The organism is Massilia aurea (genome assembly GCF_014200505.1).
Taxonomy (GTDB): Bacteria; Pseudomonadota; Gammaproteobacteria; order Burkholderiales; family Burkholderiaceae_D; genus Telluria; species Telluria aurea_B.
Window position 1 is genome coordinate 343,516 of sequence record NZ_JACHBX010000001.1, and the last position, 15,933, is coordinate 359,448.

At 64.6% G+C, this 15,933-nt stretch carries 16 protein-coding genes; 10 read left to right on the forward strand and 6 right to left on the reverse strand.

Features of this window, described 5'->3' with window-relative positions:
* Positions 1 to 169: 169 nt before the first annotated feature.
* The 6 genes from HD842_RS01435 to HD842_RS01460 all read left to right on the forward strand — a co-directional run bounded on the left by HD842_RS01435 (position 170) and on the right by HD842_RS01460 (position 6,926).
* Positions 170 to 3,169 carry a hybrid sensor histidine kinase/response regulator gene (locus tag HD842_RS01435; protein WP_183549983.1) on the forward strand — a complete coding sequence of 1,000 codons (3,000 nt, stop codon included), beginning with the start codon at positions 170 to 172 and terminating at the stop codon, positions 3,167 to 3,169.
* 66 nt (positions 3,170 to 3,235) lie between these two features.
* The gene (locus HD842_RS01440) at positions 3,236 to 3,766 is read left to right on the forward strand and encodes a hypothetical protein (RefSeq protein WP_183549986.1); all 531 of its coding nucleotides are present in this window, start codon (positions 3,236 to 3,238) and stop codon (positions 3,764 to 3,766) included.
* A 6-nt stretch (positions 3,767 to 3,772) separates the two neighbouring features.
* The gene (locus HD842_RS01445) at positions 3,773 to 5,425 is read left to right on the forward strand and encodes an ExeA family protein (RefSeq protein WP_183549989.1); all 1,653 of its coding nucleotides are present in this window, start codon (positions 3,773 to 3,775) and stop codon (positions 5,423 to 5,425) included.
* A 1-nt stretch (position 5,426) separates the two neighbouring features.
* On the forward strand, positions 5,427 to 6,152 hold the full coding sequence (locus HD842_RS01450; RefSeq protein ID WP_183549992.1) for a general secretion pathway protein GspB: 726 nt from the start codon (positions 5,427 to 5,429) through the stop codon (positions 6,150 to 6,152).
* On the forward strand, positions 6,124 to 6,711 hold the full coding sequence (gene mobB / locus HD842_RS01455) for a molybdopterin-guanine dinucleotide biosynthesis protein B (protein WP_370660772.1): 588 nt from the start codon (positions 6,124 to 6,126) through the stop codon (positions 6,709 to 6,711). The genes HD842_RS01450 and mobB overlap by 29 nt, the downstream gene beginning before the upstream one ends.
* Before the next feature lie 23 nt (positions 6,712 to 6,734).
* Positions 6,735 to 6,926, forward strand: a complete 192-nt coding sequence (locus tag HD842_RS01460; RefSeq protein ID WP_183549996.1) for a YjfB family protein — start codon at positions 6,735 to 6,737, stop codon at positions 6,924 to 6,926.
* Positions 6,927 to 6,974: 48 nt separating this feature from the next.
* On the opposite strand, the gene HD842_RS01465 is transcribed toward HD842_RS01460, so the two are convergent.
* From HD842_RS01465 to fumC, 3 genes are all read right to left on the reverse strand, one after another.
* Positions 6,975 to 7,259 (reverse strand): DUF883 domain-containing protein, encoded by a 285-nt coding sequence (locus tag HD842_RS01465; protein ID WP_183550001.1) that lies wholly within the window; start codon positions 7,257 to 7,259, stop codon positions 6,975 to 6,977.
* Positions 7,260 to 7,364: 105 nt separating this feature from the next.
* On the reverse strand, positions 7,365 to 7,577 hold the full coding sequence (locus HD842_RS01470; RefSeq protein WP_183550004.1) for an RNA-binding S4 domain-containing protein: 213 nt from the start codon (positions 7,575 to 7,577) through the stop codon (positions 7,365 to 7,367).
* A 61-nt stretch (positions 7,578 to 7,638) separates the two neighbouring features.
* Positions 7,639 to 9,036, reverse strand: a complete 1,398-nt coding sequence (fumC, locus tag HD842_RS01475) for a class II fumarate hydratase (protein WP_183550007.1) — start codon at positions 9,034 to 9,036, stop codon at positions 7,639 to 7,641.
* A 116-nt stretch (positions 9,037 to 9,152) separates the two neighbouring features.
* Between fumC and HD842_RS01480 the strand changes: the two genes are divergently transcribed.
* Positions 9,153 to 10,289, forward strand: coding sequence for a hypothetical protein (locus tag HD842_RS01480; protein ID WP_183550010.1), 1,137 nt, complete (start codon positions 9,153 to 9,155; stop codon positions 10,287 to 10,289).
* 353 nt (positions 10,290 to 10,642) lie between these two features.
* Here HD842_RS01480 and HD842_RS01485 read toward each other — a convergent pair whose 3' ends face one another.
* Positions 10,643 to 10,924 (reverse strand): flagellar protein FliT, encoded by a 282-nt coding sequence (locus tag HD842_RS01485; protein ID WP_183550013.1) that lies wholly within the window; start codon positions 10,922 to 10,924, stop codon positions 10,643 to 10,645.
* Between the two features lie 159 nt (positions 10,925 to 11,083).
* Here HD842_RS01485 and HD842_RS01490 point away from each other — a divergent pair, with 159 nt between their 5' ends.
* Both HD842_RS01490 and HD842_RS01495 read left to right on the forward strand, forming a co-directional pair.
* Positions 11,084 to 11,701: a class I SAM-dependent methyltransferase gene (locus HD842_RS01490; protein WP_183550015.1), complete on the forward strand. Its 618-nt coding sequence runs from the start codon at positions 11,084 to 11,086 to the stop codon at positions 11,699 to 11,701.
* A gap of 72 nt (positions 11,702 to 11,773) precedes the next feature.
* Entirely contained in the window at positions 11,774 to 11,950 is a 177-nt protein-coding gene (locus tag HD842_RS01495) for a CsbD family protein (protein WP_183550018.1), read from the forward strand.
* An 80-nt stretch (positions 11,951 to 12,030) separates the two neighbouring features.
* On the opposite strand, the gene HD842_RS01500 is transcribed toward HD842_RS01495, so the two are convergent.
* The gene (locus tag HD842_RS01500; RefSeq protein WP_229424545.1) at positions 12,031 to 13,146 is read right to left on the reverse strand and encodes an AI-2E family transporter; all 1,116 of its coding nucleotides are present in this window, start codon (positions 13,144 to 13,146) and stop codon (positions 12,031 to 12,033) included.
* A gap of 200 nt (positions 13,147 to 13,346) precedes the next feature.
* Here HD842_RS01500 and HD842_RS01505 point away from each other — a divergent pair, with 200 nt between their 5' ends.
* A complete protein-coding gene (locus HD842_RS01505) occupies positions 13,347 to 13,547 on the forward strand; it encodes a CsbD family protein (RefSeq protein ID WP_183550021.1) in 201 nt (66 codons plus the stop codon).
* 99 nt (positions 13,548 to 13,646) lie between these two features.
* Here HD842_RS01505 and HD842_RS01510 read toward each other — a convergent pair whose 3' ends face one another.
* On the reverse strand, positions 13,647 to 15,866 hold the full coding sequence (locus HD842_RS01510; RefSeq protein WP_183550024.1) for a S9 family peptidase: 2,220 nt from the start codon (positions 15,864 to 15,866) through the stop codon (positions 13,647 to 13,649).
* Positions 15,867 to 15,933 lie beyond the last annotated feature (67 nt).

Genomic DNA, 15,933 nt, shown 5'->3' on the forward strand with positions numbered 1-15,933 from the left:
TCGCTCTGCTGTAGGGAGGTAAGTATCAAGGCCGGTGAGCGAATTGGTATCGCAATTGGTATTCCGTGCAGCTTGGTCGCTCGATGGCATATTTGCCTGCAGGAAAAAGGGCACTGGCCAGGTCGGCAAAGTGGTATCGTTCATGGAATATCCCGAGTGAATAACCCCGATGCCCGACCTCTTGCCCCCGCACCTCCCGCCGTCGAACCTGGCGTTTGCCACAGGTGGCGGGGACATGGGCGCACTGCTGCGCGCCCTCGACTGGGCGCACCATCCACTCGGCCCGCTGGCAGCCTGGCCGCAACCACTGCGCACCGCAGTGAGCCTGATGCTTGGTGCGCGCCAACCTATGTACGTGGCCTGGGGGCCGGCGCTGCACCTGCTCTACAACGATGCCTATCGCGTCGTGCTGGGCGCGCGCGGCGCGCATCCCGAACAGACGTTCGGCCAGCCGTTTGCCGAGGTCTGGGCCGATGTCTGGGAAGAGGTCCGCCCGATGCTGTCCGCCACGCTGCAGGGCAATCCGGTGCACGCAGAAGACCATGGCTTCATCGTGCACCGCAACGGCTATCCGGAGCAGATCTACGCCACCTTCTCGACTATCGCGCTGCGCGACGAAGCGGGGCAGGTGGCAGGCGTGTGCTGCATGTGCGCCGAAACTACGGCCGAGGTACTGGCCGCGCAACAGCGCGACCACGCGCTGCACGAGCTGGAAACCACCAATGAAAAGCTGCGCATTGCGGCCGATGCCGGCGAATTTGGCCTGTTCGACCATTCGCTGACCCACTGCGACATCGTCTGGAACACGCACGCGCGCACGCATTTCGGCGTGCCGCCCGACGGGCCGGTGACCCACACGCTGATCGACGCCGCGTTCCATCCGGATGACCGCGAGCGCGTCGTGGCCAAGGTGGCGGCCCTGCTGGCCGCGCCGGGTGATGGCCACTACCGCGACGAATACCGCACGGTGAGCGCCATCGATGGCCGCGAACGCTGGATCGCGGCCAGCGGGCGCCTGCTGCGCGATGCTGCGGGCGCCCCGGAACGCCTGGTTGGCACTACGCTCGACATCACCAGCCGCAAGCTGTTCGAAGCGAGCGTGCGCGCCACCGCAAGCGAAGCCATGGTCGCAGCCGAAGCGAATGCCAAGTTCCGTACGTTCTTCGAGCAGGGCACGCACTTTGGCATCCTGATGACACCGGGCGGCACGCTGATCGAAGCCAATCGCGTGGCCCTCGACGCCGGCGGCTACGCGCGCGGCGACGTGCTGGGGCGCCCGTTCCAGGCCTGCGGCTGGTGGAGCGGCTCGCCCAAGGTGGCGGCCGAGATTGCGGCCTGTGTCGCGCTGGCCGCGGGCGGCGAGCGTGTGCGCTGCGAGCTGCCGTACTTCGTGGCGGGCGGCGGCGAGCGCTTCATCGATCTCGTCATCGCGCCGGTCATGGGCGACGACGGGGCTTTGCTGTTCGTGGCCGCCACCGGCAGCGACATCACCGAGCGGCGCCAGGTTGAAGAGCGCCTGCGCATGCTCGACGCGATCGGCGAAGCCACGCGCGTCGCGCACGATCCGAAGACGATCATGGGCGAGGCCACGCGCCTGCTGGGCCAATACCTGGACGTCACGCGGGTGGCCTATGCGGACGTCGAGGCGGACAACGACCGCTTCACGATCCGCCACGACTGGGTGACGCCGGGCGCGGTCAGCACCGTGGGCGTGTATTCGCTCGATCTGTTCGGCTCGCGCGCCCGCGCCGACATGCGCGAAGGCCGCACGCTGCTGATCCACGACGTCGAGCGCGAACTGACGGACGAAGACGGCGCCGCGATGTTCACCCAGATCGATGTGCGGGCCATCATCTGCTGCCCGCTGGTCAAGGGCGGCAGGCTGGCGGCGATGATGGCGGTGCACCAGCGCACACCGCGCGTCTGGACGGCGGGCGAGGTGGCGCTGGTCGAGGCGGTGGTCGAGCGCTGCTGGGCGCACATCGAACGGGTGCGCGCCACGGAAGCGCTGCACGACGCCGACCGCCGCAAGTCCGAATTCCTCGCCACACTGGCGCACGAGCTGCGCAACCCGCTGGCGCCGATTCGCAACGGTCTCGAAATCATGCGCATGGGCGCGGACAAGCCGGGCAGCGCCTTGCGGCTGGGCGGCGTGCGCGCGATGATGGAGCGCCAGGTCGGGCACATGGTCCACCTGATCAACGACCTGCTCGACATCGCGCGCGTCTCGAGCGGCAAGCTGGTGCTGCAGATGCAGCCGGTCGATTTGCGCGACGTGATCGCAACGGCCATCGAAACCAGCAAACCGCTGATCGACGCTGCCGGTCATGCGTTGTCGGTCGATCTGCCGCTGCTGCCGGTGCCGGTCGACGTCGATCCCGTGCGCATCAGCCAGGTGGTGAGCAACCTGTTGTCGAATGCGGCCAAGTACACGCCGCACGGCGGGCGTATCGTGCTGACGGCGCGCATCGAGGGTGACGAGGCGGTGGTGACGGTGCGCGATAACGGCGTGGGCATCGCGGCCGACATGCTGGCGGCCGTTTTCGAGATGTTTACCCAGGTGGCGCGCAGCATCGAGCGCGCCAACGGCGGACTGGGGATCGGGCTCTCGCTGGTGCGGCGCCTGGTCGAACTGCATGGCGGCGCGGTCAGCGCGCAGAGCGCCGGCGTGGGCCTGGGCAGCAGCTTTGCCGTGCGCCTGCCGTTGATGACGGCGGCGCTCGCCGCTTCGCCGGCGCCTGCGCCGGCCGGCGCGCAGCGTGGCGGGCAAGGCGTCGCATTGCAGGTGCTGGTCGCGGACGACAACGTCGACGCCGCCGCCACGCTGGCGGCGCTGCTCGAGATTGCCGGCCACACGGTGCGCGTCGTGCACGACGGCGCGGCAGCGGTGGAAGAAGCCGCGCGCTTCCAGCCTGACCTCGTGTTTCTCGATATCGGCATGCCGCTCATGGACGGCTATGAAGCGGCGCGCCGCCTGCGCCAGCTGCCCGCGCTCGACGGCGTCATGCTGGTGGCGCTGACCGGCTGGGGCACCGAGGAAGACCGCGCCCGCTCGCGCGCAGCGGGTTTTGATCGCCACCTGCTGAAGCCAGCCTTGCCGGACGACGTCGAGGCGGTGCTGGCCGCGGCCACCGCAGTAGCAGCGGCAGCGGCGCGTGCGCCGGCGTGATCCGGCACTTGGCTGCCCGGGCGCCACGCAGTGTCATAATGGGCGCCGCTGAAGGAGAGTATCGCCATGATCCGCCCGGTTGTTGCCTGCCGTACCACTACGCTTCTCAAGCGCGGTCTGCCGCTGCTCGCCGGCCTCGTGCTGGCCTGCGCCGCAACGGGGGCGGGCGCGGCGCCATCGACGTTCGGGCCGGTGATCGGCAGCGCGCTCCTGTGCCGCAGCCAGCTCGATAACGCCTACTTCCACGCCTATCTCACCGAATCCTTCGGCCCGGCCTACAAGCGCGAGGGCGGGGCCTACTGGTTCCGCACCGAGGCGTCGCTGTGGGGTTCAAAGGTGGAACAAGTGATGGTCAGCGACGACACGAGCGCCGTGGTGTTCGTGGCCGCAATCCTCGAGGCCAAGCCCGACGAACTGGAAAAATCGGTGCGCGCGGCGGTCGGTACGCCGTTTCGCGCGGCCGATGGCTCGCGCTACCCGTTGCGCAAGTCGATCCCCGGCAGCACGATCGCTTACGCGAACGACAAAAGCAAAATATACTGCGCCAAGTTCAAGCCGCTGAGCGGCCCGCAGAGCACCCCGCAGAGCATCCGTTAGTCATTCATGTACAACCACTATTTCCAGCTCTCGCACTCGCCATTTTCGATCGCCCCCGATCCGCGCTACCTGTTCATGAGCGAACGGCATCGCGAAGCGCTGGCGCACCTGTTGTACGGGATCGGCAGCGGCGGCGGCTTCGTGCTGCTCACCGGCGAGATTGGCGCCGGCAAGACCACGGTCTGCCGCTGCTTCATCGAGCAGGTGCCCGCGAACTGCCGCCTGGCCTACATCTTCAATCCGCGCCTGACGGCGCAGGAGCTGCTGCAGACCGTGTGCGACGAGCTGCATATCGAGGTGGCGCCGGCTGCCGCTGGCGCGGGCGTGAAGGGCTATGTGGATGCGATCAACCGCTACCTGCTGGCGTCGCACGCGCAGGGCCTGAACAACGTGCTGGTGATCGACGAGGCGCAGAATCTGTCGAGCGACGTGCTCGAGCAGCTGCGCCTGCTGACCAATCTCGAAACCAGCGAGCGCAAGCTGCTGCAGATCATCCTGATCGGCCAGCCCGAACTGCGCACGATGCTCGCGCGTCCCGAACTCGAACAACTGGCCCAGCGCGTGATCGCACGCTACCACCTGGGACCACTGGGCGAAGCCGAGACGGGCGCCTATATCGCGCACCGACTGGCCGTGGCCGGCGCGGTCGGCGTGCCATTCCCGCCCGCACTGACGCCGCTGGTGCACCGCCTGGCGCATGGCGTGCCGCGCCGGATCAACCTGCTGTGCGACCGCGCGCTGCTGGGCGCCTACGTGGAAAACAGTCCGCAGGTCACGCGCGCCATCCTGCGCCGGGCGGCCGCCGAAGTCTTCGCCGACGATCCGGCCGCGCGCCGTGCACCGCGGCGCTGGCCGTTGCTGGCCGGCGGCGCGCTGGCCTGCGTGGCGCTGGGCGCGGCGGCGTGGCAGATGCTGCCGCAGCATGCGGCGCGGCCGGCGGCGGCCGGTGTTGCGACGGTCAAGCCGGCGCCGGTTGCTTCGGTTGCGTCTAGTGCACCGAGTACGCCCAAACCTGTCGCCGTCGCTGCAGCTGCACCGGGCGCGCCGCTGCCGACGCTCGAGAACGAGACCGCGGCGCTGGGCGCACTGGCGGCGCTGTGGGGGCCGTCATTCGCCAACCTGGCCGGCGCCGATCCGAAATCCATGTGCGAGGCTGCGCTGCACGCCAACCTGCGCTGCCATGCTGGGCGGGGCGGCCTGTATGAGCTGCGCCTGCTCGACCGGCCGGCGGTGGTCACGCTGCACGACGGGCGGCGGACCGGCTATGCGGTGCTGGTCGGGCTGGACGAACGCAGTGTCACGCTGGCGCAGGGCGACCGGCGCGAGCGCGTCGACATCGCGGCCTTCGTCGCGCGCTTCGGTGGCGAATTCACCACCTTCTGGCGCATGCCGGCGGCGTTTCGCGATGTCGTCGCTCAGGGCGACCGCGGGCCGGACGTCGACTGGATCGCCCAACGACTTGCAGGCCTGCACAGTGCCACGGCGCCGGCGCTCGATGCGCCGCTCGACGCGCGCACCAAGGAGTGGCTGCGCGCCTTCCAGGCCGCGCAAGACCTGAAGGCCGATGGCGTGGCCGGGCCGCGCACTTATATGCGTCTGAACCAGTTGTCGAACGTGGCCGAGCCCCGTTTGCTGGCCACTGGCGGGACGGGAAGCTGATATGTCGTACATTCTCGAAGCACTCAAGAAGGCGCAAGCCGAACGCCAGCTGGGCAACGCCCCGACTATCCACGCACCGGCGCCGTCGTACGCCGCGCCGCGTGCAGGGCAGGGCGCGCAGTGGCGCTACCTGGCACTTGGCGTGGGCATCGTCGTGGTCGCGGCGGCAGTGGCGCTGCTGTGGCCGCGTTTTGCGGGCGAGGCGCCGGTGCGGCTGGCAGCCGTGACGCCGCCTGCAGCTGTGGCGGCGACTGCGCCGGCGACTGTGCCGGCGACCGCCCCGGTAGCGACGCCTGCACCGCCCGCTGCTGTGCTACCCGCACCCGCCCCGGTTGCTCAGCCTGCACCTGCACCGGTGCCCGAAGCCCGGCCAGTACGTGTGAAGCCGGCGCCGGCGCCGGTCGTGTCGACAGCGTCATCATCACCACAGCCGTCACCGCAGCAGCGCGAGGCCGCGCCTGCACCCGCCACCGTGGCCGCGCAACCAGTCGGCGACGACCAGCTGCGCACCCTGCAGCAGTTGCCAGATACCCTCCAGCGCGAAATCCCCAAGGTCGCGTTTGGCGGCTACATCTACTCGCCGACACCTGGCGAGAGCCTGCTGCTGGTCGACAAGATGCTGCGCCGCGAGGGCGAGGAAGTCGCGCCGGGTCTCGTGCTCGAGCGGCTCACGCCCAAGGCCGCCGTGATGAATTACCGTGGAACCCGCTACCGTGCTGCCTACTGAATTGGAACCGCGCGTGTCCGGCCCCGTGCTGGCGGTGGTCGGCTGGTCGGGTAGCGGCAAGACGACGCTGCTCGAGCATCTCGTCGCCGGGCTGTCCAGTGCCGGCCTGCGCGTCAATATCGTCAAGCACAGCCACCACGATATCGAGCTCGAGCCGCCGCGCAAGGACAGTGCGCGCCTGCGCCTGGCCGGGGCGGCTGAGGTCATGATCGCCTCGCCGTACCGGATCGCCATCATGCGTGAGCTGCGCGCTGCCCCCGAGCCGCCGCTGGCCGAGCTGCTGACGCGCCTGTCACCCGCCGACCTGACGCTGGTGGAAGGCTACAAGTGGGAGTCGCTGCCGAAGCTGGAAGTGCATCGCCCGGCGCTGGACAAGCCGGCGTTGTACATCGACGATGCGACGATCGTGGCGGTGGTGTCGGACGTGCCCCGTCCCGCGACGCTGCGCGCCGGCGTGGCCTGGCTCGACCTGAACGACATCGGCGCGGTGCTGGCCTGGGTGAGTAAATGGGCGAGCGCCAACCCTCAAGTTCTGGCTGGCGGCGCCGTTAAAGGCTGACGAGTCTCATTCTGGAGAAATATATGGACGTCACGAATATTGCCAAACTGGCGACCAGCATGGCAGAAACTGGTATCCGTCAGGAAGTGGGCATGACGATGCTCAAGCGCGCCATGGACATCGAAGCGTCGTCGGCAGCGCAGATGATTGCCTCGCTCCCGCAGCCGCAGAACCTGCCGGCGCACCTGGGCAATTCGATCAACACGAAAGCATGAGCAACCCGGCGCGATGCCGGGTTTTTTCGTTATGGCTTAGTGTATAGCTTAGTGAAACGCGCGCAGGATGCGCGATTCGCCCGAGCGGTCCGCGAACTGCTCGTTGGCCAGGCGCGTGGCGGCCATCATGCGTTCGAGCTGGGCGTCTTCAAAGCGCGACAGCTCTTCATTGGCCGCTTCCAGCGCCAGCGACAGTTTGGTCCGGGCGCTCTGATACAGCTCGCTCGAGTATTGGTCCGTATTCTTGAGCAGTTCTTCCGCGTTTTCGATCACGAGGCGCAAGTCACCGATCAGTTGCTCTTGCGACTGGACGCGGGTTTCCGGGGTTTCCATCGATTTCACCTATAAGCCGTTGATTAACGTCTTAAAATATAAACAAGGAAGCCCGGTTCTGTTTGTTAGGCCGCAAACATAACAAGCTGTCTTTCTGTCTATTTTTTATTGAACGGTGATTTCGACGTCGCCCAGCGTGACGACCTGACCGGTACGGATCTTGGCCGTCTTGCGCAGTTCCTGCTTGCCGTCGACTTTTACCACGCCGCTGGCGACCAGGTTCTTGCCGGCGCCGCCGCTGTCGACCAGGCCGGCCAGCTTGAGCAGCTGGTTGACTTCGACAAATTCCGATGTCAACTCGAATTCGATTTTTTGCATGTTTTCCTCGGGTGTGAAAAGGGCGGCCTGATGGGCATGCGGCCGCCCGGGTACTGGGTGTTTATTCGACCGGATCGGGCCGCGTCATATCGATCGGCACGATCCACTGGTCAAACTGCTGATCGTCGACAAAACCGCTTTGCAGGGCGGCCTGGCGCAGGGTCAGGCCTTCCTTCGATGCGGTCTTGGCAATCTGCGCGGCGCGATCATACCCGATGTGCGGGGCCAGTGCCGTCACCAGCATCAGCGATTTTTCCATCAGCTCGCCGATCCGGACCAGGTTCGGCTCGATGCCCTGGGCGCAGTGCGTATCGAACGAGCGCATGCCGTCGGCCAGCAGGCGCGCGCTTTGCAGGAAGTTATGGGCGATCATCGGCTTGAACACATTGAGCTCGAAGTTGCCCTGCGAGCCGCCGACGGTGATCGCGACATCGTTACCGAACACTTGGCAGCAGAGCATCGTCAACGCTTCGCACTGGGTCGGATTGACCTTGCCCGGCATGATCGAGCTGCCCGGTTCATTCTCGGGAATGGTGATTTCACCCAGGCCCGAGCGGGGGCCGGACGCCATCCAGCGGATGTCGTTGGCGATTTTCATCAGTGCCGTGGCCAGCAGCTTGAACGCGCCATGGGCCGACACCATCGCATCGTGCCCGGCGAGCGCCATGAATTTGTTGGGCGCCGACTTGAACGACAGGCCAGTGCGCGACCCGAGTTCGGCTGCGATGCGCGGTGCGAAATCGGGATGGGCATTCAGGCCCGTGCCCACGGCGGTGCCGCCGGCCGCCAGTTGCAGCAGGCCCGACAAAGTGGACTTGAGCGCGCTTTCGGCAAATTCGAGCTGGGCGACGTAGCCGGAGAATTCCTGGCCGAGCGTCAGCGGCGTCGCATCCTGCAGGTGGGTGCGGCCGATTTTGACGATCGGCTCGAAGTCGCGCGACTTGCGCACCAGTGTGCCGCGCAATTGCGCCAGGGCAGGCAACACTTCTTTGGCCAGTGCCCAGGCCGCAGCCACGTGCATTGCGGTGGGGAAGATGTCGTTGGACGACTGGCCCATATTGACGTGGTCGTTCGGGTGCAGCAGGCGTGCTTCGCCGCGCTCGCCGCCGAGCAGCTCGGAGCCGCGGTTGGCTAGTACTTCGTTCATGTTCATATTGCTTTGCGTGCCCGACCCGGTCTGCCACACGGCCAGCGGGAATTCGCCCGGATGGCGCCCGTCGAGCACTTCATCGGCCGCGCGGATGATGGCGTCGGCCTTGTCGGCTGGCAGCTTGCCCAGCGAGCGGTTGACGGCGGCCGCGGCGCGCTTGACCTGGGCGAGGGCGGCCACCAGTTCGGGCGCCATGCGTTCGGTCGAGATGTGGAAGTGGTGAAGCGAACGCTGGGTCTGCGCACCCCACAAATTGTTCTGCGGCACTTCGATGGGACCAAAGCTGTCTTTCTCAATCCTGTTTTCCATGGACATGTCCTGATATGCAAGAGGCTGGGATTAAAGAGTTTATCCCAATGTCCGTTAATGACGCTTGGGCTTCACTTTTGTTAGTTGCTATGGCCAGCCGCCTCCCTGTATTCATCATGTGTGCTTTGCTCTCCTGCGGCGTCGGCGCAGCCGAGCTCGGTGAGCCGCGCATCAGTTCGTATATCGGCCAGCCGCTTGCGCTGGAACTCGAGCTGACTGCGCTCGCCTCGCCCGCGACCCCGGTCCAGGCACGCCTGGCGCACCCGGACGTGTACCGGGGCGCGAACATCGGCGTGCCGGCCGTGCTGTCGACGCTGGCCATGCGTGTGAGTCAGCGCGATGGCCGTCAGTTCCTGCGCGTGACGTCGTCGGCGCCCGTCGAATCAAGCCGCCTGCATTTGTACCTTGACCTGGCCGATGGTGGGACGCGCGATGTGCGTCTCGTGACGCTCTTCATTGCGCCGAATCCGAATCCGCCGGCGGCTGCGGTTCCATTACCGGTGCTGGCGCCGGCGCCGGCGCCGATGCCGATGCCCGCGAAGGCGCCGGCGCCGGTCGTGGCGGATCTTTCTGCTGCACCCGTTTCTGCGCCCAAGCCGATGGCGGTCAAGCCAAGGCCACCGAAGCCGGTGAAGGTGCCGAAGCCGCCGCATCCGGTCACACCGGCGACACCGGTCGTCGCTGGGAAGGTGGCGCCGGCGCCCGAACCGGCTGCGGCCACGCCAGCACCGACGCCATTGTCCAAGCCGCTGCCTTTGCCTTTGCCAGTGCCTGTTGCTCTGCCTGCACCTGCATCTGCCGCGATCTGCGCGCCGGCATCCTCGGTTGACAGCGCAACCGTGTGCGCCGCACTCGACGTCAAGAATGCCCAGTTGCGCGAGCAGATCGGCACGCTGGAAGACAAGGTGCGTGTGCTGCAGGTGGCGCTGGGCGCCAGCCCGTCCGCCGTCGTGCAGGACAAGGTCGCGCCGCGGGCCGCGCCACGGCCATCCCGCAAGCGGCCTGCGCCGGAACCGGAAACGTCCACCCCGTGGGGCTGGATCGCCGGGGCAGTGGTTGCCGTCCTCGGGCTGGTGGGTGGCACGCTGCTCGTCCTGCGCCGCCGCAAGCGGGCAGCGCCGATGATCCAGCCCATGCCGCGTGCTTCGCTGATGGCCCGTCTGCGGCAGCGTTTTGCGCGTAAAACGAAGGCGCCGGCGCCGGTCGAACCACAGCTGGATGAGCCGCACAATGAAATGTCTACACAACTTTGATTTTGCGCTATAATTGCTTCGTGATCGACAAGGTCACAGACAGCACAGGGTCTGGCGCAGTCACCAACGATAGGTGGCGCGATCAGCAGACGACCGTTGAGGAAACGCCTGTGTCTGGAAGCAGTTCGCTTGCCTACAGTGGCAACGGACGCCGGCAGCAACCGGCACGAGGCGACGCCAGCAGATAGCTGGGGTTCGTCCTCTCACCGAATTCGCCACCCGGCTTCCAGTCCCGTGGCCACCAAAGCGCCCGCCGGGCGCTTTTTTGTTGCCTGTGCCCGTTGGACACCTTTCTTTTGCCTGCCCATAAAAAAAGCACCTGAAGGTGCCTTGATCGATGAGCCAATGGCGGATCAGTGTGCGTGCAGGGCGCGACCGACTTGATCGTCCCATGGATCGGTCACGTCGCGAATAGCGCGGTCGTTGGCCATCAATTGTTTCAACAGGTCGACCTTGCTGAGGCGTTTGGCACCTGTCAGTTCCGGCATGCCAGCGACTGCCGGGGCTGCCTGAGCCCGTGCTTCCATATTCAATTGCGCAAACTCGTGCCAGTCGCCCGCCTTGGCGGCATGCGTCATCTGGCCCGTCAGGCCAGCCAGGTTTTCGTACATCGCCAGGACATCATCTGCGTTCATAAGGTTACCAAAGCATGGTTTCTCAGGCCGGATTCCCGGTTGTCTCAATCATTTACGGATGGGTATGTGGAAACTTTAGGGTAATCCAGGAAATATTTTTAATGTTTTTTGCATGGGTGCACATGGCGCAAGCTGCGCGCCCACTGGCATACTGTGCGCATGAACCATGACGATATCTCCCGCAGTACTCTCCAACACTACAACGAGCATGCCGAGGATTTTTTTGCCGGTACGATTGACCATGACGTAAGTCAAAACATTGCCGCTTTGCTGGGTGCGATCACAACACCAGCGCCGCATACGATCCTCGACCTGGGCTGTGGGCCTGGGCGCGACCTCAAGACCTTCAGCGGCCTCGGCCATCGTGCCATCGGCCTGGACGGCAGCGAACGGTTTGTCGCCATGGCGCGCGAATACAGTGGTTGCGAGGTATGGCAGCAGGATTTCCTGCACCTGGATTTGCCGCCCGCGCTGTTTGATGGCATTTTTGCCAATGCGGTGCTGTTCCACGTCCCCAGCGCGGCGTTGCCGCACACGCTCGATCAACTGTTCGGTACGCTCAAGCCGGGCGGGGTGCTGTTCACGTCGAACCCGCGTGGCGAGAACCAGGAAGGCTGGAATGGCGAGCGCTACGGTACCTACCATGACTACGACAGCTGGGAGCGCTTCCTGCTCGCGGCTGGCTTTGTGGCACTGCATCACTATTACCGGCCGCCCGGTTTGCCGCGCGAACAACAACCATGGCTGGCAAGTGTCTGGCGCAAACCCATGTGTTAAGCGCCGCACAGAACTAACCGAAAGTTACTCCTAGTGTGAAGTCTCATCCACGTCACGGGCAAGGAGATTGCAATGAACAAGGATCAAGTCAAGGGCAAGACCAAGGAAGTCGCCGGCAAGGTGCAGCAGAAGGTTGGCGAAGCCGTTGGCAGCCGCCAGCAGCAGAGCGAAGGCTTGTCGAACCAGGCGGAAGGTAAAGCTCAGAAGAAAGTTGGCGACGTCAAGGAAATTGCAAAAGGCAATCGCTGATGCATTTCCGCTGATGTATCGCTGCTGATTCGTACGGCAGCACCAACAACAAAGCCGCGCAGTGCGCGGCTTTGCTTTTATCAGGACGCTTTCGCGGGACTGTCCCCGGGTCTATCTGCGGGTCTGTCACCCAATATGTCTTCGATATACAGCATCTTGACCAGCACGGACAGCACAGCCGCCAGTGGCGTGGCCAGCGCGACGCCGGCGAAGCCGAACAGCGTGCCGAAGATCAGTTGCATCACAATCACGAGTGCGGGCGGCAACTCGATGGCTTTCGCCTCGATCATCGGCTGCAACACATAACCTTCGAGCATATTGATCGCTGCAAACAGCAGCAGTGCGTACAGGGCCAGGTCGGGGCTGATCGACAGTGCCAGCAAGACGGCCGGGATGCCCGCCATGATCGGACCCAGGTAGGGGATGAAGTCGAGCAGGCCCGCGATCACGCCCAGAATCAGCGCCAGGGGTACGCCGAGTATGCTCAGACCAATCGCCGTGGTGACGCCCACGATCAGCATCGATACGGCCTTGCCCAGCAGCCAGCTGGACAGGTTGTCGCCCATCTCCTGCATGACCTCACGTGCACGGCCGCGTTTTTGCTGCGGCACGAGGCGGATGAAGCCACCCGTATACACGCCGGGTGACGCGGCAAAATAAATGCCCACGAAAATGATGATGACAATATTGCCCAGCGCGCCGATGACGCCACTGAAGAACAGGCCCGCATTCGGCACGAGCGAACCCATCTGCTTGACGATGTCTTCCGGCGGCGGCAGCTCGGCCACGAGGCGCTTGAGCAGAGGGTGTTGCGCGACTTCCGCTTGCAGGCGCTCGACGGCCGCGGGGATCTCTTTGGCCAGCTGACCTGACTGCTCGGAAATCTGCGGTGCCATCGCCCAGCCGCCCAGGCCAAAGATGGCAGTGAGCAGCAGCACGACAATGACCAGGGCGATATTGCGCTTGATCCCCGTGCGTTGATGCAGCAGCGCGCTTAGTTTGTAGAGCAGGATCGAAAACAGGATGCAGGCAAAGATCAGCAGCAGCGCGTCGGCAGCGAGCACGACCGCTGCCAGTCCCAGGATGAACAGGACGCCGATACCGTTGACGAGCGTGACGCGGCGCGCGAGTTTGCGCTGGGTGAGAGGCGTTTCCGGCGCCATGGCGTCGGAAGAGGGCGGCGTGTGGGGATGCATGGTGTGTATTTACTTGAAAGTGAATGGTGTTGTTAAAACAATAGCATTCTGAGGAGCAAGATGTCGCGCAATTCGGCGTGAGTGGGGCGCGGAGGCGATGTGGATGACTATGTGCGTGCGCTAACAGAAGAGCCGGACACATTCCGTTAATCTGTACTCATCGCATCGCCAACCGGCCATGCCAACCAAAGGAGATCACCATGAACAAAGACCAAGTCGAAGGCAAACTGAAAGAAGTTGGCGGCAAAATCCAAGAAGGCGCCGGCAAACTGGTGGACAGCAAGGAACAGCAAGCCAAAGGCCTGGCAAACCAGGTTGAAGGCAAAGTCCAGAACGCAGCTGGCGACGTGCGTGAAGCAGCAGAAGATGCAGCTGACCGCGCAAACCGTCCACGTCCATAATAGGGACTCCCTCACCAGCCGCTGATAGCGGCAGGTGAATGGACGAAGAAAAAGCCGCATCGTTTCCGATGCGGCTTTTTTACGTCTGGTGCAACCGCCTTATTTTGCCGGTGTCTCGGCCAGGTGGCGCTTGAAGTACGCTTCGATCAAGCCATACACGTGGCGCTGGCTGGTGCGCCCCGAGATGCCATGCTTGGCGCCCGGGTACGTCATCAGGTCGAATTGCACATTGCGCTTGACCAGCTCATCGATCAGGAGCGTGGTGTTCGAGAACAGCACATTGTCATCGGCCATGCCATGCACCAGCAGCAATGGCGACTTCATGCCATCCAGATGCGCAAACACGCCGCTGCGTTTATAAGCTTCCGGATCGCTCTTCGGCGTCGCGCCGACGAACTGTTCGGTGTAATGGGTGTCGTACAGCGACCAGTCGGTCACCGGCGCCACCGACACGCCCATCGCGATCTTGTCCGATGCTGCCGACAGCAGACGCAATGTCATGAAACCGCCATAGCTCCAGCCGAACACGCCGATGCGCTTTGGATCGACAAAGCTCTGCTTGGCCAGCCAGTCGATGCCGGTCACCTGGTCTTCGACTTCGTGCTTGCCCAGATTGTTGTACAGCACGTCGGTGAAGGCGCGCTCGCGGCGGCCCGAGCCACGGTTATCGAGGCGGAACACCACGAAGCCCTGCTGCGCCATGTACTGGTCAAAATAATTGCCCCAGGCGCGGGTCACGCGCTGCGAGTGCGGGCCGCCATAGGTGAACAAGAACACCGGATAGCGCTTGCTCGCATCGAAATTGGCCGGCTTGATGATCGAATAGTGCAGCGTCTGGCCATCGTTGGCCTTCATCGTGCCGTATTCGGTCGCCAGATGGTCGGCCATGTGGCGCGTGTACGGGTGGTTGGCATTGAGCTCGTTCTTTTCGATCCACTCGACCATCGCGCCATCGGCGCGGCGGATCGACACTTGTGGTGGGGTGCGCGGGTTCGAATAGGTATCGACAAACAATTTGCCATTGCCGGCAAACGCCGCATCGTGCCAGCCGTCGCCCTGCGTGATGCGGGCCGGCTTGTCGGCGCTGCTGCCGTCCAGGGCCAGCGCATAGGTTTGCTTGTCGATCACGGCGTCGCGGTTCGACGACACGTACACCTTGCCGGCGCCTTCATCGACCGCCAGCACATCGTCCACGCCCCATGCGCCGCGCGAGATCGGGTGCAGCAGCTTGCCGTCCAGGTCGTACAGGTACAGGTGGTTGTAGCCGCTGCGCTCCGAGGCCCAGATGAAGGCCTTGCGGTTTTTCAGGAAGCGCAGGTCGTTGTGGATGCTGACCCAGGTGGTCGAGTTTTCCGAAAACAGTGGGCGCTGCGCCAGCGAGCCGACATCGACGGCCACCAGGTCCAGGCGCTTCTGGTCGCGCGTCTGGCGCTGGTACACGAGCGTCTTGGCATCGGCGCTGAAATCGGCACGCACCAGATAGATGTCCTTGTCCGCGCCCAGGTCGACCTTGCGCTGCACGCCCGTGGCCGGGTCGACCAGCATCAGGTCGATCAGCACGTTCGGATCGCCCGCGGCCGGGTAATGCTGATCGATCACCTCGGTGCGATCGGCGAAGATCTCGAAGCGGCGCACAACCGGCACCGGCGCTTCATCGTAGCGGCGATAGGCAATGGCCGAATCGTCCGGCGCCCAGTAGTAGCCGGTGGTCTGGCTCATTTCTTCCTGCGCGATGAACTCGGCCGCGCCGTTGTGTACGGTGCCCTTGCCATCCGTGGTCAGCTGGCGCTCGGCGCCGCTTTTCAGGTCGATCACGACCAGGTTCTGGTTGCGCACGAACGAGACATAGCGGCCGCGCGGCGAGATCTTCGGATCGGTCACGCTGCCCGAAGCGACCTTGCGTGCGTTCTCTGGCTTGGCCGCATCGACCAGGTACAGGTCACCACCGACCGGCACCAGCAACTGCTTGCCGTCCGGCGACCAGAAATAATTCAGGATGCCCGACAGGCCAGCGGTGCGGGCGCGCTCGCGGCGTGCTTTTTCTTCGAGCGACAAGGTCTCGGTCGGCACCAGTTGCTTCGAATCCACCAGGCGCTGCGTAGCCTTGCTCTTGGTGTTGTATTCCCACAGGTCGAGACGGTACTGGTCGTCGGCGCGCGGGCGCAGGAAGGTCACGCGTTCGCCGTCCGGCGACACGCGCAGATTGCGCACGCTGGCGCCGGCCAGCGAGGCATCGCCATAAATACGGTCGAGGGTCAGACGTTCAGCCATGGCAGGAACGGCCGTGAGAGCAGCCAGAAGGACGAGGAGAGGGCGCATAGTTTCTCTGGTGGATGTTTAATTGACAGCAACGGCGAGACGATACCAGAGTCAGACTGCCAGCGCT